General features: G+C 72.4%; 19 protein-coding genes and 1 pseudogene. 9 read left to right on the top strand and 11 right to left on the bottom strand.

Annotated features, from left to right (window positions below):
* Positions 1–289 precede the first annotated feature (289 nt).
* The 6 genes from KIK05_RS31160 (at position 290) to KIK05_RS31135 (ending at position 4,938) form a co-directional block, all read left to right on the top strand.
* A complete protein-coding gene (locus KIK05_RS31160; RefSeq protein WP_214414460.1) occupies positions 290–751 on the top strand; it encodes a nucleoside deaminase in 462 nt (153 codons plus the stop codon).
* 78 nt (positions 752–829) lie between these two features.
* Positions 830–1,948, top strand: coding sequence for an LLM class flavin-dependent oxidoreductase (locus KIK05_RS31155; RefSeq protein ID WP_214414526.1), 1,119 nt, complete (start codon positions 830–832; stop codon positions 1,946–1,948).
* A gap of 65 nt (positions 1,949–2,013) precedes the next feature.
* Positions 2,014–2,634, top strand: a complete 621-nt coding sequence (locus KIK05_RS31150; RefSeq protein ID WP_214414459.1) for an FMN reductase — start codon at positions 2,014–2,016, stop codon at positions 2,632–2,634.
* 67 nt (positions 2,635–2,701) lie between these two features.
* Entirely contained in the window at positions 2,702–3,550 is an 849-nt protein-coding gene (locus tag KIK05_RS31145; RefSeq protein ID WP_214414458.1) for an NAD(P)H-binding protein, read from the top strand.
* A gap of 237 nt (positions 3,551–3,787) precedes the next feature.
* On the top strand, positions 3,788–4,252 hold the full coding sequence (locus KIK05_RS31140; protein WP_214414457.1) for a hypothetical protein: 465 nt from the start codon (positions 3,788–3,790) through the stop codon (positions 4,250–4,252).
* 62 nt (positions 4,253–4,314) lie between these two features.
* Complete coding sequence (locus tag KIK05_RS31135) at positions 4,315–4,938, top strand: PadR family transcriptional regulator (RefSeq protein WP_214414456.1); 624 nt, start codon at positions 4,315–4,317, stop codon at positions 4,936–4,938.
* Positions 4,939–4,947: 9 nt separating this feature from the next.
* On the opposite strand, the gene KIK05_RS31130 is transcribed toward KIK05_RS31135, so the two are convergent.
* The gene (locus KIK05_RS31130; protein WP_214414455.1) at positions 4,948–5,541 is read right to left on the bottom strand and encodes a TIGR03086 family metal-binding protein; all 594 of its coding nucleotides are present in this window, start codon (positions 5,539–5,541) and stop codon (positions 4,948–4,950) included.
* Positions 5,542–5,617: 76 nt separating this feature from the next.
* On the opposite strand from KIK05_RS31130, the gene KIK05_RS31125 reads away from it, so the two are divergent.
* Positions 5,618–6,082 (top strand): MarR family winged helix-turn-helix transcriptional regulator, encoded by a 465-nt coding sequence (locus KIK05_RS31125; protein WP_214414454.1) that lies wholly within the window; start codon positions 5,618–5,620, stop codon positions 6,080–6,082.
* A gap of 56 nt (positions 6,083–6,138) precedes the next feature.
* The gene (locus KIK05_RS31120) at positions 6,139–6,546 is read left to right on the top strand and encodes a pyridoxamine 5'-phosphate oxidase family protein (RefSeq protein ID WP_214414453.1); all 408 of its coding nucleotides are present in this window, start codon (positions 6,139–6,141) and stop codon (positions 6,544–6,546) included.
* Here KIK05_RS31120 and KIK05_RS31115 read toward each other — a convergent pair.
* Positions 6,543–7,712: a GAF domain-containing sensor histidine kinase gene (locus tag KIK05_RS31115; protein WP_308250189.1), complete on the bottom strand. Its 1,170-nt coding sequence runs from the start codon at positions 7,710–7,712 to the stop codon at positions 6,543–6,545. The two genes, KIK05_RS31120 and KIK05_RS31115, sit on opposite strands and share 4 nt — an antisense overlap.
* A 444-nt stretch (positions 7,713–8,156) precedes the next feature.
* Between KIK05_RS31115 and KIK05_RS31110 the strand changes: the two genes are divergently transcribed.
* The gene (locus KIK05_RS31110; protein ID WP_214414451.1) at positions 8,157–9,029 is read left to right on the top strand and encodes a universal stress protein; all 873 of its coding nucleotides are present in this window, start codon (positions 8,157–8,159) and stop codon (positions 9,027–9,029) included.
* A 61-nt stretch (positions 9,030–9,090) separates the two neighbouring features.
* Here KIK05_RS31110 and KIK05_RS31105 read toward each other — a convergent pair whose 3' ends face one another.
* From KIK05_RS31105 to KIK05_RS31065, 9 genes and pseudogenes are all read right to left on the bottom strand, one after another.
* Positions 9,091–9,945 (bottom strand): universal stress protein, encoded by an 855-nt coding sequence (locus KIK05_RS31105; protein ID WP_214414450.1) that lies wholly within the window; start codon positions 9,943–9,945, stop codon positions 9,091–9,093.
* Between the two features lie 306 nt (positions 9,946–10,251).
* A pseudogene (locus KIK05_RS31100) lies at positions 10,252–10,516 on the bottom strand (response regulator); the annotation flags it as partial.
* 141 nt (positions 10,517–10,657) lie between these two features.
* Positions 10,658–11,089 (bottom strand): pyridoxamine 5'-phosphate oxidase family protein, encoded by a 432-nt coding sequence (locus KIK05_RS31095; protein ID WP_214414449.1) that lies wholly within the window; start codon positions 11,087–11,089, stop codon positions 10,658–10,660.
* A gap of 33 nt (positions 11,090–11,122) precedes the next feature.
* Complete coding sequence (locus KIK05_RS31090; RefSeq protein ID WP_214414448.1) at positions 11,123–11,455, bottom strand: acetate--CoA ligase family protein; 333 nt, start codon at positions 11,453–11,455, stop codon at positions 11,123–11,125.
* Positions 11,456–11,627: 172 nt separating this feature from the next.
* Entirely contained in the window at positions 11,628–12,446 is an 819-nt protein-coding gene (locus KIK05_RS31085; RefSeq protein ID WP_214414447.1) for an SDR family oxidoreductase, read from the bottom strand.
* Positions 12,447–12,558: 112 nt separating this feature from the next.
* Entirely contained in the window at positions 12,559–13,233 is a 675-nt protein-coding gene (locus tag KIK05_RS31080; protein ID WP_214414446.1) for a DUF6766 family protein, read from the bottom strand.
* Positions 13,234–13,329: 96 nt separating this feature from the next.
* Positions 13,330–13,728, bottom strand: a complete 399-nt coding sequence (locus tag KIK05_RS31075) for a hypothetical protein (protein ID WP_214414445.1) — start codon at positions 13,726–13,728, stop codon at positions 13,330–13,332.
* Between the two features lie 91 nt (positions 13,729–13,819).
* A complete protein-coding gene (locus KIK05_RS31070; protein WP_214414444.1) occupies positions 13,820–13,984 on the bottom strand; it encodes a hypothetical protein in 165 nt (54 codons plus the stop codon).
* Positions 13,985–14,011: 27 nt separating this feature from the next.
* Positions 14,012–14,428, bottom strand: coding sequence for a CBS domain-containing protein (locus KIK05_RS31065; protein ID WP_214414443.1), 417 nt, complete (start codon positions 14,426–14,428; stop codon positions 14,012–14,014).
* Positions 14,429–14,587: the final 159 nt, after the last annotated feature.

Raw genomic sequence — 14,587 nt, 5'->3', positions numbered from 1 at the left:
AAACTGAACGTACTCAGCCTGACACCAGACGGTGGATCGCGCACGTCGGGGTCGATTGGACCGTCGGCGCCGAGCGATTGCGGGTGTCATTCAGCCACATAGCAGGCGAACCCGACAACCCACCCTGAACACCGGCAACAACCTGCGAACGCTGAAGGTTCAACTGCAACCACCACCAGCATTCGTCAACCTCGATGGACGAAACCGCTAGATTTTCGGAGGAGCCAGTTATGGCTTAAGTCTGACTTACGCGACGGAATGAGTGTTTGCGATCGGGGATGACATGGGCATGACGACGAACTTCACGACTCCCGAGGCGATGCTGGGCGTGGCGCTGGAAGAGGCCCGCGCGGGGTTCGCCGAGGGCGGGATCCCGGTCGGCGCGGCGCTGTTCTCGGCGGACGGCCGGCTGCTGGGCCGGGGCCGCAACCGCCGCGTCCAGGACGGCGACCCCTCGGTGCACGGCGAGACGGCGGCGTTCCGGAACGCGGGCCGCCGGCGCGCCTACCGCGACACGATCATGGTCACGACGCTGTCGCCCTGCTGGTACTGCAGCGGGCTGATCCGCCAGTTCGGCATCGGCGGGCTGGTGGTCGGCGAGAGCCGCACGTTCACCGGCGGGCACGAGTGGCTGGCCCGCCACGGCGTGGAGGTGACCCTCCTGGACTCCGGTGAGTGCGCCGAGCTGATGACCGCCTTCATCACGGCCAACCCCCAGGCGTGGCTGGAGGACATCGGCGAGGACGGGTGAGAGGAGGCGAGGAATAAGATCACCGGCCCGATCGCTAAGGTGGTTGAAAGTTCAATGACATGAGAGGCGATGGGCACGATGCAGTTCGGGATCTTCACGGTGGGCGACGTCACCACGGACCCGACCACGGGCAGGACGCCGACCGAGAACGAGCGGATCAAGGCCATGGTCGCGATCGCGCTGAAGGCCGAAGAGGTCGGGCTGGACGTCTTCGCGACCGGCGAGCACCACAACCCGCCGTTCGTGCCGTCGTCGCCGACCACCATGCTCGGCTACATCGCGGCCCGCACCGAGCGGCTCATCCTGTCCACCTCCACCACCCTGATCACCACGAACGACCCGGTGAAGATCGCCGAGGACTTCGCGATGCTGCAGCACCTGGCCGACGGGCGCGTCGACGTGATGCTGGGCCGCGGCAACACCGGCCCGGTGTACCCGTGGTTCGGGCAGGACATCCGGCAGGGCATCCCGCTCGCCATCGAGAACTACGCGCTGCTGCACCGGCTGTGGCGCGAGGACGTCGTCGACTGGCAGAGCCGCTTCCGCACCCCCCTGCAGGGCTTCACCTCCACGCCCCGGCCGCTCGACGGGGTGCCGCCGTTCGTCTGGCACGGGTCGATCCGCAGCCCCGAGATCGCCGAGCAGGCGGCGTACTACGGCGACGGGTTCTTCGCCAACAACATCTTCTGGCCCAAGGACCACTTCCAGCGGCTGATCAGGCTGTACCGGGAGCGCTACGCGCACTACGGTCACGGCACTCCGGAGCAGGCGATCGTGGGGCTCGGCGGCCAGGTGTTCATGCGCAAGAACTCCCAGGACGCGGTGCGCGAGTTCCGCCCCTACTTCGACAACGCCCCCGTGTACGGCCACGGGCCGTCGCTGGAGGAGTTCATGGCGGAGACGCCCCTGGCGGTGGGCAGCCCGCAGGAGATCATCGACAGGACGCTGGCGTTCCGGGAGCACTTCGGCGACTACCAGCGGCAGCTGTTCCTGATGGACCATGCGGGACTTCCGCTGAAGACGGTGCTGGAGCAGCTGGACATCCTCGGCGAGGAGGTCGTGCCCGTGCTGCGCAAGGAGCTCGCCTCCGGCCGCCCGGCCCAGGTGCCGGACGCCCCCACCCACCAGGCCCTGCTCGCCCGCCGCGACGCCGAGGCCGGCGAGGAGCCGTCCGTCCCCGCCGGCTCGGCGTCCTGACCGGCCGCAACGCTCAGGCCCCCCGGTGGTTCCCGCCCGCCCGACCCCCTGTGAAGGAGAAGCAGATGAAGCCCCTGAAGCTCGTGGCCGTCTCGGCCGGCCTGAGCGTGCCGTCCTCCACGCGGCTGCTCGCCGACCGCCTGGCCGAGGCCACCCGGCGCGGCCTCGCGGAGGAGCGGGCGGTGGAGGTGCGCGTGGTGGAGCTGCGCGACCTGGCCCGGGACATCGCCGACAACCTGGTGACCGGCTTCCCCGGCGCCGCGCTCCGCGAGGCGGTCGAGGCGGTCACCGAGGCCGACGGCCTGATCGCCGTCACCCCGATCTTCACGGCCTCCTACAGCGGGCTGTTCAAGGCGTTCTTCGACGTGATCGACAACGCCGCGCTGGCGGGCAAGCCGGTGCTGATCGCGGCGACCGGTGGCACGGCACGGCACTCGCTGGCACTCGAACACGCGATGCGCCCGCTGTTCGCCTACCTGCGGGCGGTCGTGGCGCCGACCGCCGTGTACGCGGCCTCCGAGGACTGGGGCGCGGCCGGCGGCCAAAGCGGTGACGGACTGGCCTCCCGGATCGGACGCGCGGCCGGGGAGCTCGCCGACATGATGCTGCGCCGTCCCCCGGCGGCCGGGCAGGACGACACGCTCGTCCCCTTCGAGCAGCAGCTCGCCGCACTGCGCCGCGCTTGACCTCAAGTTCGCTTGAGGTTGCACGCTGAGCACGTCGTTTCCGACGAGCGAAAAGAGCGTGTTCCTGATGATCCTGGTCACCGGCGCGACCGGCAAGGTCGGCCGCAAAGTCGTCTCCCAGCTGCTCGACGTCGGCGCCGGCGTGCGCGCGCTGACCCGCGACCCCGATTCGGCGTCCCTGCCGGCCGGCGCCGAGGTGGTCCGGGGAGACCTCGCCCTCCCCGGCACTCTCGACGCCGCGCTCGACGGGGTCGAGTCGGTGTTCCTGGTGTGGCCCACACTGGCGGCCGACCACGCGGCACCGGAGGCCGTCGCGGCGATCGCGAAGCGGGCCCGCCGCGTCGTCTACCTCTCCGCGCGCGGCGTGACGCCGGACCTGCCGCAGGCGCCCGGGTCCATCCCGGGCTCCCATGCCCTGCTGGAGCGGCTCATCGAGGGGTCGGGGGCCGAGTGGACGTTCCTGCAGGCCGGCGGCTTCGCGGCGAACACCCTGATGTGGTCCGGCCAGATCCGCGAGACCGGCGTGGTGCGCTGGGTGCACGGAGCGGCCACGCGGGCGCTCGTCCACGAGCGCGACATCGCCGCCGCCGGCGTGAGCGCGCTGACCCGCCCGGGCCACGGCGGGGCCAGGTACGAACTCACCGGGCCTCAGGCGTTGACGCAGGTCGAGCAGGTGACCACCATCGGCGAGGCCATCGGGCGCCCGGTGCGCTGGGAGGAGCTCACCCCCGAGGCCGCCCGGCGGGAGCTGGTCGCGCAGGGCATGCCGGAGCCGGTGGCCGAGGCGATCCTGGACGCCCACGCGGCGATGGTCGCCTCCCCCGAGACCGTCACCTCGGCCGTCGAGGAGATCACCGGAAGGCCGGCGACCCCGTTCCGCCAGTGGGCCGCCGACCACGCGGCCGACTTCCGCTGAGCCGCCTGCCCTGCGGCGACATCGGAAATCCGGTGGTCGCGCCGTGACCACTGCGTGGCACGGTGGAACGGTGTTCGATACAGATCTTCCTCGTTCGGTACCCGATCTCGTGACGGCCGAGGCGGCCGGCCGGCGGTTGCGCTACCTGTTCTTTCGCCTTGGCAGCAAATGCTTGACTCTGAATACTCAGTCCTGAATAATTGGGGGTGACAGCGAAGACATCGAAAGGACCTCGCGATGAACACCACCGCCACCACCGTCCGCGTCCACGCCGACCACGCCGTCGAGAAGCGCCTGGGCAACTGGACCACCTCCCAGGACTTCGAGGTCCGCGTGCGGCGCGGCCAGGCCGTGCTCGACCTGCGGTCGCCGGAGATCCCCGAGGGCGACGTCACCGTCACCCTCGACCTGGACCACGGGATGCTCAAGCTGCTGGTCCCCGCCGACGCGGAGATCGACCAGTGGGATCTGGAGTGGAGCGGGCGCGGTAAGGTCAAGCAGTCGTTCCACCACAACCCGGCCGCCGGCACCGGGCGCCGCATCCGGCTCGCCGGGCACGTCCACCAGGGCGAGGTCCGCGTGCACAGCGGCGGCGTGGCCCAGCTGTCGGCGATGTTCACCCGCGAGTACGTCGACGACGTGCGGCGGGCGCACAAGACGGGCGGCCGGCCCACGGTGGACGACCCGGCGCGCACCGTCTGATCCAGTGTCCCGACGACGCGCGTGCCGCCGGCCGTGCACGCGCGAGCTTGAGGAAGGGTCAGATGGCCAAGAAGCGGAAAGTCGGCAACCTGCTGGCGCTGGCCGTGCTGTCGCACCTGACCGAGCGGCCCATGCACCCCTACGAGCTGGGACGCACCCTCCAGGACCGCGGCGACTCGCGCAGCATCAAGTTCAACCACGGCTCGCTGTACATGGTGGTGCAGCAGCTCGCCAAGGCCGGCTTCATCGCCGAGCAGGAGACCAGCCGCGATGGCCAGCGTCCCGAGCGCACCGTGTACGCGCTCACCGACGCCGGCCGCACCGAACTGCGCGAGTGGCTGCGCGAGCTGGTCGAGACCCCCGAGCACGAATACCCGCAGTTCGTCTCGGCGCTCTCCCTCATCGGGGCGCTCCCGCCCGGCGAGGTCGTCGAACTGCTCGGCAGGCGGCTGAGCCACCTCGCCGAGCAGCGCGCCGGCATCCAGGCCGAGATCGACAAGACCCTCGCCCAAGGGGTGCCCGAGCTGTTCATCGTCGAGGAGCGGTTCCGGGTGACCCTGCTCGACGCCGAGTCGTCGTTCGTGGAGCGGTTCGTCAAGAGCATCACCGAGCCCGAGGGCGACTGGGTGAAGGTGTGGGACGCCTTCCACTCCCGGCAGCCCTCGTCCGGCGAACCCCTCTCCTGACCGAACCGGCTACCGGCTCCACGATAGGGAGCGGCCCAGCATCGCGAGGATGCGGTCGAAGCGCGTGGCGTCGCCCGGCGCGTCCAGGCGGGGGCGGAACGCCGCGCCCGGCTTGAGCCGCGGCTCGCCGTCGGGCACCGCCTCGGCGATCGGCCAGGCGGCCTCCACCACGTCGGGCTCGGGAGAGAAGGGCACGTCGAGCGCCCGCGCGACGTCCCAGCCGTGCACGAGGTAGTCGATGAAGTGGAAGCCGATGGCCTGCGGCGCGGGGAAGGTCATGCCTCCGTCACCGAACTCCGCCAGGTCGAAGCGGCGCTCCAGCACGCCCTCCACGGCGAAGGCCGCCGTCACCCGCTCGGCGGCCTTCAGGTAGGCCGGGACGGCGTCGGCGCCGAGCGGCTCCACCCGCCACACCGCCGGGTCGGCCCCGTCGCCCTCGGCCGCGGCGGCGAACCCGTGGTGCTGGACCGTCATGTGGGCGAGGAGGTCGCCGAGCGTCCAGCCCTCGCACGGGGTCGGGCGGCCGAGGTCCTCCGGGGTCGCCTTGGCGACGATGTCGGCGCTCATCCGCACCACACGCCGGTCCAGTTCTCTGATGTCCATATCGCTCCTCAATTCGTATGTGTGCGCTTATCATCTGCCGCTGCTTACTGTTTGTCAACGCGATACCGTGTGGATCGTGACCCACCGTCCCGACCTGGCGGCCATGATGAGCCCCCTGACCAGGGCGCTCATCGACGCCGAGCTCCCCGTGCTGCGCGAGCAGGGGCTGTCGATGTGGGGGTACAGCGTCCTGCTGGCCCTGGGCGAACGCCCGCTGCGCACGCAGGCCGCGCTCGCCCAGTCGATCGGCGCCGACAAGACGCGCATCATCGCGGTCCTCGACGACCTGCAGCGCGCGGGCCTCATCGAGCGCACGCCAGACCCCGCCGACCGGCGTGCCCGGCTGCTGGCGCTGACCGCCGAGGGCCGGCGCGTACGCGAGTCGGCGCAGGCGGCGATCCAGCGCAACGAGGAACGGCTGCTGGCGCGTCTCCCGCCCGAGGACCGTGCCGCCTTCCTGCGCGTCCTGCGGGCCCTGGCGGCCCTTCCCCCCGAAGAGATCACCGCGGTCCTGGAGGGACTCCCGGGCAGATCGCCGTGAAGGACGGGACCTTCGTCCCTTACCCCCGTGCCGGGAACTCGGGCACGCTGTACGGCGTGAAACTCGATTCGGCCGGCCTTCAGGTGCTCTCCCGGGAGGAGTGCATCTCACTGCTGGCTTCCGTGCCGATCGGACGGATCGTCTACACCGACCGCGCCCTCCCGGCCGTCCAGCCGGTGAACTTCCTGCTGGACGGCGGGTCCATCGTGATCCGGACCGCCCTCGGCTCCAAGCTGGCCGCCGCCGCGCGCGACGCCGTCGTGGCCTTCGAGGTCGACGACTTCGACACCGAGACCCGCAGCGGCTGGTCGGTGATGGCGGTGGGACGCGCGCGGGCCGTGGAGGACCCCGACGAGATCGGCTACCTGTCCGCCCTTCCCCTGGAGACCTGGGCGCCGGGCAGCCGCGACCATTTCATCGTCGTGCACCCCGAGGAGCTCACCGGCCGCCGCATCGGGCGCTAGGGCCGGTCGGGGAGAGGCACCGTCCATTCGAGGCGGGTGCCGCCCGGTTCCGGCGTGGTGAGGAGGAAGGAGCCGCCGAGCTTCTCGGCGCGCTCGGCGAGGTTGCGCAGGCCGCTGCGGCGGCCGTCCCCGGGCACCCCGACGCCGTTGTCCTCCACGGTGAGCGTCAGCCACCGCTGGGCGGTGCGCGCGGTCACGTCGGCGCGGGACGCCCTGGCGTGGCGGACGATGTTGGACAGCGCCTCGCGCAGGACGGCCAGCATGTGCTCGGCGACCTCCGCCGGGACCTCGTTGTCGAGCTGGCCCTCCATGCTGAGCCCCGGCATGAAGCCCAGGTGGCCCCGCGCGTCCTCGACCAGCTCCACGATGCGGGCCCGCAGTCCCGCCTCCCCCGCCTCGCGCGGCGTCTGGAGGGCGAAGATCGTGGAGCGGATCTGCCTGATGGTGGTGTCGAGCTCGTCGATCGCGCTCTGCAGCCTGGCGGACGCCTCCGGCCGCTCCACCAGGCGGACCGCGCTCATCAGTGTCATGGCCACCGCGAACAGACGCTGGATGACGACGTCGTGCAGGTCCTTGGCGATGCGGTCGCGGTCCTCCAGCAGGCCGAGCCTCTCGGCGTCCTCGCGGGTCTCGCCGAGCTCGATCGCGACCGCGACCTGACCGGCGAAGGCGTGCAGGGTGCGCAGATCGGAGTGGCCGAACGGGATCCGGCCGGCGCGCTTGCCGAGGGAGAGCACGCCGCGTACGGCCCCCGGCGCGCCGAGCGGCACCGCGATCACGGGACCGATGTCCGGGCTCTGGGCCACGGCGCTGGTCAGGTCGCGGCCCGAGGAGTCGGCGAGCATCAGCGGCTCGCCGGTCTGGAAGGCGCTGCCCTCGAGGGAACCGCCGGCCGGCACCTCCGACGACAGGCCGGGCAGGCCGTCCTGACTCGCGACGCGGAGGCTCCCGCCGTCCGGGCCGGGCAGCAGGATCGCCACGACGTCGGCGTCCGCCATCTCACGGGCCCGCCGCGCCATCAGCGACAGCACCTGCTGAGGGTCGGCGCCGGACAGCACCCGCGTGGTGATCTCCGAGGAGGCCTCCAGCCAGGTCTCCCTTCGGCGGGTCTCCTCGAACAGCCTGGCGTTCTCGATGGCCACGCCCGCGGCGGTGGCGAGGGCCACGACGATGGCCTCGTCCTCCTCGTCGAACTCCCCTCCCCCGCGCTGCCCGGCGGCCGGGCCCGGCGGATCACCTCCAGGCCGAACACGCGGTCCTCGGCCTCGACGTCCTGGGCCGCGTTGGTCGGCGCGGACAGGACGCGGACCGCCGCCTCCGAACGGACCGGGGTCAGGCGCGCTCCCTCGGTCTCCGCCTGCGCGACGAGCTCCTCCACGAGAGTCTCGCCGAGGGGCTCGGCGGTGAACCCGGCCCGGTGCGTCCGCCTGCGGGTCCTCGACCACGGGGACTTTCGGCCCGATCATCGAAGATCGGCCGCTCTCGATGCCGGGGAGACCCTCCAGGACGGCGCCCCTGCCCGGAAGTCCCCCGAGCCGGGGACTTCCGGCACGTGTGACGGGTGCGCGAGGGGCGATCTGATGAACATGACGGAACAAGGGGGAGATGACATGGTCGGCAGGATCGTCGCCGGGGTCGACGGGTCCGAGTCCGCGGCCGCGGCGCTGGAGTGGGCGGCCGACGACGCCGCGCGCCGGGGCCGCGCGCTGCGCATCGTGCACGTGCGCGAGCCGTGGGCCCAGAGGTTCCCGTTCCATCGGGTGGAGGGCTTCGACGATGCCCTGAACGAGTACTGCGAGGGCGTGCTGGCCAAGGCCGCCGAGCAGGCCCGCGAGCGGGCGCCCGGGCTGCCGGTGACCACCGAGCTGCTCACCGGCACGGTGGTCGAGCTGCTCCGTCAGGAGGCCGACGGCGCCGAGGCGCTGGTGCTCGGCAGCCGGGGCATGGGCGGCTTCACGGGGATGGTGCTCGGCTCGGTCGGCCTCGGCGTGGCCGGGCACGCCCGGGGGCCGGTGGTGGTGATGCGCGGCGACGCCCCCCGGACACCGCATGGGGAGGTGGTCGTCGGCGTCGACGGCTCCGCGCAGTCCGAGGCCGCCCTGCGCTACGCCTTCGAGCAGGCCGCGTCGCGGCGGTCGCGGGTGCACGCGTTGTACGCCTGGACGATGGCCGCCTACTCCCCTCTCGCGATCGGCTATGCCGACGCCATGCGCGACGTCCTGGAGGCGGAGGTGCGGGCCGTCAAGCAGTGGCTGGCCCCGTGGCGCGAGAAGTACCCGGACGTGCCGCTGGCCGAGTCGGACGTCTGCGGGCATCCGGTGCCGGCCCTGGTCGAGGCCTCGCGGTCGGCGGACCTCGTCGTGGTCGGCTCGCGCGGCCTCGGCGGGTTCGGCTCGGCGCTGCTCGGCTCGGTGAGCCACGGCGTCCTGCACCACGCCCACTGCCCCGTCGCCGTCGTACGGCCCCGCGACCAGGAAGCGTGAGGACGCCCCGGCGACGGCCGGGGAGCGCGGGCGCGCACCGCGCCCGGGCTCCCCGGCCGGCTCATTCGCGGACGACCGCGACCGGGCAGGCGGCATGGTGCAGCGCTCCCCTGCTGACCGAGCCGAGCAGCAGCGCGCCGAGGGTCCCCCTGCCATGGGAGCCCACGACGAGCAGGTCGGCGTGCCGGGACGCCTCGACGAGCGCGTCGACCGGGTGGGCACACCGCACGTCGTCCACGACCTTGACGTCGGGGTACTCGCCGCGCAGTTCCCCCAGCTTGCGGGTGACGACCTCGTGCTGCGCACGGCGGATCTCGTCCATGTCGTAGTCGAGCTCGGGCGCGTAGGCGTGGACGGGCGACCGCCAGGCGTGCACGGCACGCAGCACGGCGCCGCGCAGCCGGGCCTGCCCGAAGGCGTAGGCCAGCGCGGGGTCGCACTGCGGCGCGTCGTCCACGCCGACCGCGACCTCGCCGTGGCGGGACGGGGCGCCCGGACGCACGACGACCACCGGGCCGCGCGCGTGCCCGGCCACGTGGCCGCTGACCGAGCCGAGCAGCGCGCCGGCGAACCCGCCGTGCCCTCGGCTGCCGACCACCAGCTCGACGGCGCCCTCGGCCCGCTCTCGGAGGATCTCGGCCGGGACGCCCTCGGCCAGCTCGGTCGTCACCCTGCCTTCGGGCAGGCGATCGCGGGCGGCGGCCTCGGCCTGGGCGAGCACGCGCTCGGCGGCGCGGATGAGGGCGTCGCCCACCTCCGGCGGGGCGGGGAACCGCGCGACGCTGTAGGGCCACCGCTCCACCACCGTGACGATGTGCAACGGGACGTTCCAGCGGGCGGCGTCACCGGCCGCCCATTCCACGGCCGCGGTCGCGGGCGCCGACCCGTCGGCCCCGACGACGATCCTCTCGAGCATGATCACTCCTGTCTGCGGTCATCCGTGTCGCGTCGGAATAAGGGGTCGACCGCGGGGCCGCGGCACGGTCGGCGGTCATCAGTCCTGCACCTCCATGTGCATGATCGGCCCCTTGCCTTCCCCTCCATCCCATCCGCCGGGCCAGGGGAGGCAAAGAACGCGGAGGTCCCCGGCGTCAGGGCCTTCGGGCACGATCCGGGCGGGGCGGGAGCGTCCAGGGACCAAAGTCCCTGCGCGGCGGGCAAAGCGGCCGAGACGCGCAAGCCCTACGGCACTGCTCGCGTCCCCGGCGGGCTGGTGTGCTGCGGCGAGCGGGTCCTTCTGACCGGCCTGGTCGCGCAGCCGGTGGAGCATCGTGATGGTGGTCCCGGGGTCGAGCAGCGACCGTCCGCACCGCCCCCACCAGGTCGGACCCGTGGATCTGCTTCAGGACGTACCCCGCGGCGCCGGCCATGACGGCGTCGAACAGCGCCTCCTCGTCGGCGAACGAGGTGAGCATCAGGCAGGCCAGCTCCGGCACGCGGGACCGCACCTCCCGGCACACCTGGACCCCGCTGCCGTCGGGGAGCCGCCAGGAACACGCGAATCTTGCCTGGACGTCAACCGCTCCACGCCGGAAGTCGACAGCGGACCCGCTCACCTCGTGCCGTTGACGCATGCGCGCGGCACGCCGAAGGGCCCGCCCTCATGGGACGGGCCCTTCGATGTGCCGTCAGTGGCGGATCCGGCGGCCGGTGATCTGCAGCGGGGTGACGCTGATGTACAGGCGGCGCTCGCCGCCGGCCCACGACTCCACGCCGTCGGCCTCCAGGGCGGCGAACTCCTCCTCGGTCGTGATGCGGTGCGCCGGGCCCTGGATCAGGACGCTCCAGCCTTCGCGGCTCTCGGGCTCGATGTGGTCCACCTCGAACGCGATCTTCAACTCCACGCCCCGCACCCCGGTGCTGAGGTCCTCGTCCATCGGCCCGCCGAACGCGGTCCGGAAGAGCACCGTCCCGTGGTGCACGGCGTAGTTCACCGGGAGCACGACCGGTCCCGAGGGCGCGTTGAAGCCGACCCTGCCGATGCCTCCGGGGGATATGAGCTTCAGGCACTCGGCGGTGTCCAGCTCCTCCAGGACAGGAGGGGCGATACGGTCGTTCATCGAGCATCCTCTTCCCTTCGGTGTTCGCGGGTTCTAGCGCAGGCGGCGGCGGTACGGGGACGGGCGCGGCAGGGCGGGCGCCAGGCGCACGCGCACGTCCACGGCGACGGCACCGGCGGCGGTGACGATCACCGGGTTGAGATCGAGTTCGGCCACCTCGGGGATGTCGTCCATCAGACGCCCTACCCCGATGACGTGGGCCTCCAACTCGCCGACGTCGACGGCGGGACGGCCCCGGTATCCGTGCGGCAGCGGCGCGCAGCGCAGCTCGGCGATCATGCGGCCGGCCTCGGCACGGCTGATGGGCGGCACCCGGAAGGCGCGGCCGGCGAGGAGCTCGGCGGCGACCCCGCCCATGCCGGCCATGCCCAGGGGCCCCGGGGCGCGGTGGGCGGATGTGCGCGATGCCGCCGTCGCGCAGCAGCACGTCGCACTCGCCGGGCTGAGATGGTGTCATGTCCTCAAGGCTCGGCCACCGGGGCGGCCCGCCCACAGGGCCGAAATCCCCTTGATCGAGGGACTCTCGGCCATGAACGTCTCAGCCCTCGCGCCAGTCCCCCGATTCCAGGGCGCCGGCGGCCTGCGGACCCATGAGCACGAGGCCGCCGTCCACGAACAGGCTCGCCCCGGTCATGTACGACGAGCCCGGCCCGGCCAGGAACGCGATGACCGCGGCCACCTCCCGGGCGTCGCCGGGCCTGCCGAGCGGGTATCCCGCGCGGCTCCCCGGTCGCGGCGGCCGGTCCTCCTGGCCGGTCATGGGCGTGGCGATCTCCCCGGGCGCGACCGTGTTGGCCGTGATGCCGTGCTCGGCGAGCTCCAGGGCGAGCACGCGGGTGAGCATGCGCAGCCCGCCCTTGGCGGCGCAGTACGGGCCGGCGCCGACGCGCGGGTGCTCCTCGTGGACGCTGGTCACGTTGACGATGCGCCCGCCCCGCCCGGCCGCGACCATCCGGCGGGCGGCCCGCTGCGCGCACAGGAACGCCCCGTCCAGGTCGACCGAGACGACCTTCCGCCACTCGTCGAAGTCCATCTCCAGCACCGGCCGCCGGCTGCCGGTGCCCGCGTTGTTGACCAGGACGCCGAGGCCGCCCAGCTCGTCGGCCAGTTCATCGATCACCGTGGCGGCCCGCGGCAGGTCGGTGAGGTCGTGCCGGCGTACGGCCGCGCCGCGGCCCCGGTCGCGGACCAGCCGCGCGGTCTCCTCCGCGCCCGCCTGGTCGGCGTGGAAGGTGATGCCCACGTCGAAGCCCTGCTCGGCCAGGGCCACAGCGGTCGCCTTGCCGATGCCCGAGTCGGCCCCGGTGATGACGGCCACCCGGTCGTAGTCGCTGATGGAGATGGGCGCGGTGCTCATGGTCTTCGCCTCCGGATGCGGACGCCGGGCCTCCCGCCCGCATCCCCGGCCGGGAGGGCGGTAAACGGCCGTGGGGCAGAGCTTGACCGCCGTGCAGGAGGAAAAGGACGGCTCAGCTCTCCACGCTGGTCATCGCGTGGGGCACGCCGACCGGCTTGGACTCGGGTGATCCGCGCTGGCGCAGGTAGACCGACAGCACGACCATCGACAACACCGCGAGCAGCTCCGACTGCCAGTTCTGCAGCGTTCGGTTCCAGAACTCGCCCGAGCCGGCGTACTGGAGCCACGTCACCGGGTCCTGCAACCGGGCGAGCTGCTGGGAGTTGTAGGACGCCTGGCCGGCCACCGACTGGGCGAGCCACGACAGCACGAAGATCACGCCCATCACGGCGCCCAGCGAGTTGGCGTACAGCATCTGGCGCAGGCCGGTGGCCCTGGCCCACGACGGGCTGCGGGGCCCGGCGTGCGCGCCGACCTTCTGGTCCTCGTCGCTCTCCCGGCCCTCCTCCCCGGGCTTCTTCGACTCGGGGGAACCGCGCTGCACCAGCCAGACCGTCACCACGATGAACAGCAGGAACTGCAGGTACTCCGACTGCCAGTTCTCGGCGACGTCCACGGCGAAGTCGGAGGTGGTCACGTACGCGGCCCAGGAGACGGGCGCGCCGCCGTCGGCGATCTGGCGGGCGTTGTAGTCGGCGGTGCCCGCGATCGACTGGCCCACCAGCGTGAGCAGGAAGGCGATCAGGAAGAACAGGCTGAGCGCGTTGTCGCGCACGAAACGTCGCACGAGGGCCCCCTATCGGTGCAGCAGTCCGGTCGCGATCACGTAGGTGAGCCCAAGGGCGATGATCAGGACGGTCACCGTGAACATCAGGCGCATCGCTCAGCCCCCCACCTTGCAGTCGTACGGCTGCTCGCCCCGCGCTCGGCATCCGGCGGCCCGCACCAGCCATCCCTGGGCGAAGCGGTGCAGGAACACCGTGTCGGAGGCCAGCCGTACCTGCGCCTCGTCGCCCCACACCGCCGAGGTCCGCACGCCGCCTCCCTTGAGCCCCAGCTTCACGATGGAGGCGGCGCAGTCCTGGCCGTCCGACGGCACCTGCTCGGCGGTACGCGGGGTGAGCAGCCGGCAGGCGGTGTCCCCCTGCCCCCCGCCCAGCGCGTCGTAGAACCGCTCGGCCGTCCGACGCGCGGGCCCGTCCTCGCCGGAGGAGCACGCGCTCAGCATCGCGGTCATCATCGCCAGGGCGGTCGCCAGAGGGATCAACGCTCGTCTACGCATGTCAGCCCGCTACCCAGAGAGGGAACGGTCTCACAGTGGTGTCCAGCAAATTCGGACACGGCCGCGACGGGACGCGGGCGGCCCTTAACGGTCAGCGCGGGACCACGTCGAACCACAGGTCGACGGGGTCCGTCCCGTACGGCAGCGCGACCATGCGGGGCCGGCGCAGGATGACGTCCTGCGCCGGCGTGGGGACCAGCACGGCCGCGCGGGGCCGCAGGGGGTGGAGGGCCGACGCGCGGCGAAGCCTCTTCATCGGGCGCCCTCCACCCGTCGAGCCGGTTCAGTCACTCGTCAGAGCGTCGACCAGGTCGCCGACCGGCGAGTCGGGCAGCGCGCGGGCGACGTCGGCCAGCGCGACGATGCCGACCAGCTTGTGCCCGTCGATGACGGGCAGCCGGCGGACCTTGTGCGAGGCCATGGTGCGAAGGATCTCCTTGGCGTCGTCGTCGGCGCCGATGGTGACGGCCTCGCCCTGTGCGAGGTCGCCCGCCATGCACGACTTGGGGTCCCTGCCCTTGGCGAGCACCTTGACCACGATGTCGCGGTCGGTCAGCATGCCCTTCAGCCGGTCGTCGGCGCCGCAGATGGGCAGTGAGCCGACGTCCAGACGCGCCATCTTCGCGGCCGCGTCGAAGACCGTCTCCTCGGCGGCCACGCACTCGGCGTTCGGCGTCATGATCTCTCGTGCGCTCGGCATCCTCACTCCTCTCGTCGCGTGCGGACGTCTGTCCGGGTGCCCTCGCCGGGCATGTCGAAACAACCGGTCCCGCCCGTCCTGGCCTCGCCCCGGGCCATGCTTTCCGGTCGCGGCATCGGGTTTTACCCGTCCGTATCCAAGGCGTCGTGCAATGATGAC

Source organism: Sphaerisporangium fuscum (assembly GCF_018531465.1).
Taxonomy (GTDB): Bacteria; Actinomycetota; Actinomycetes; order Streptosporangiales; family Streptosporangiaceae; genus Sphaerisporangium; species Sphaerisporangium fuscum.
The sequence above is the reverse complement of the archived record's forward strand: the minus strand, read 5'-3'. Positions and strand labels throughout refer to the sequence as shown.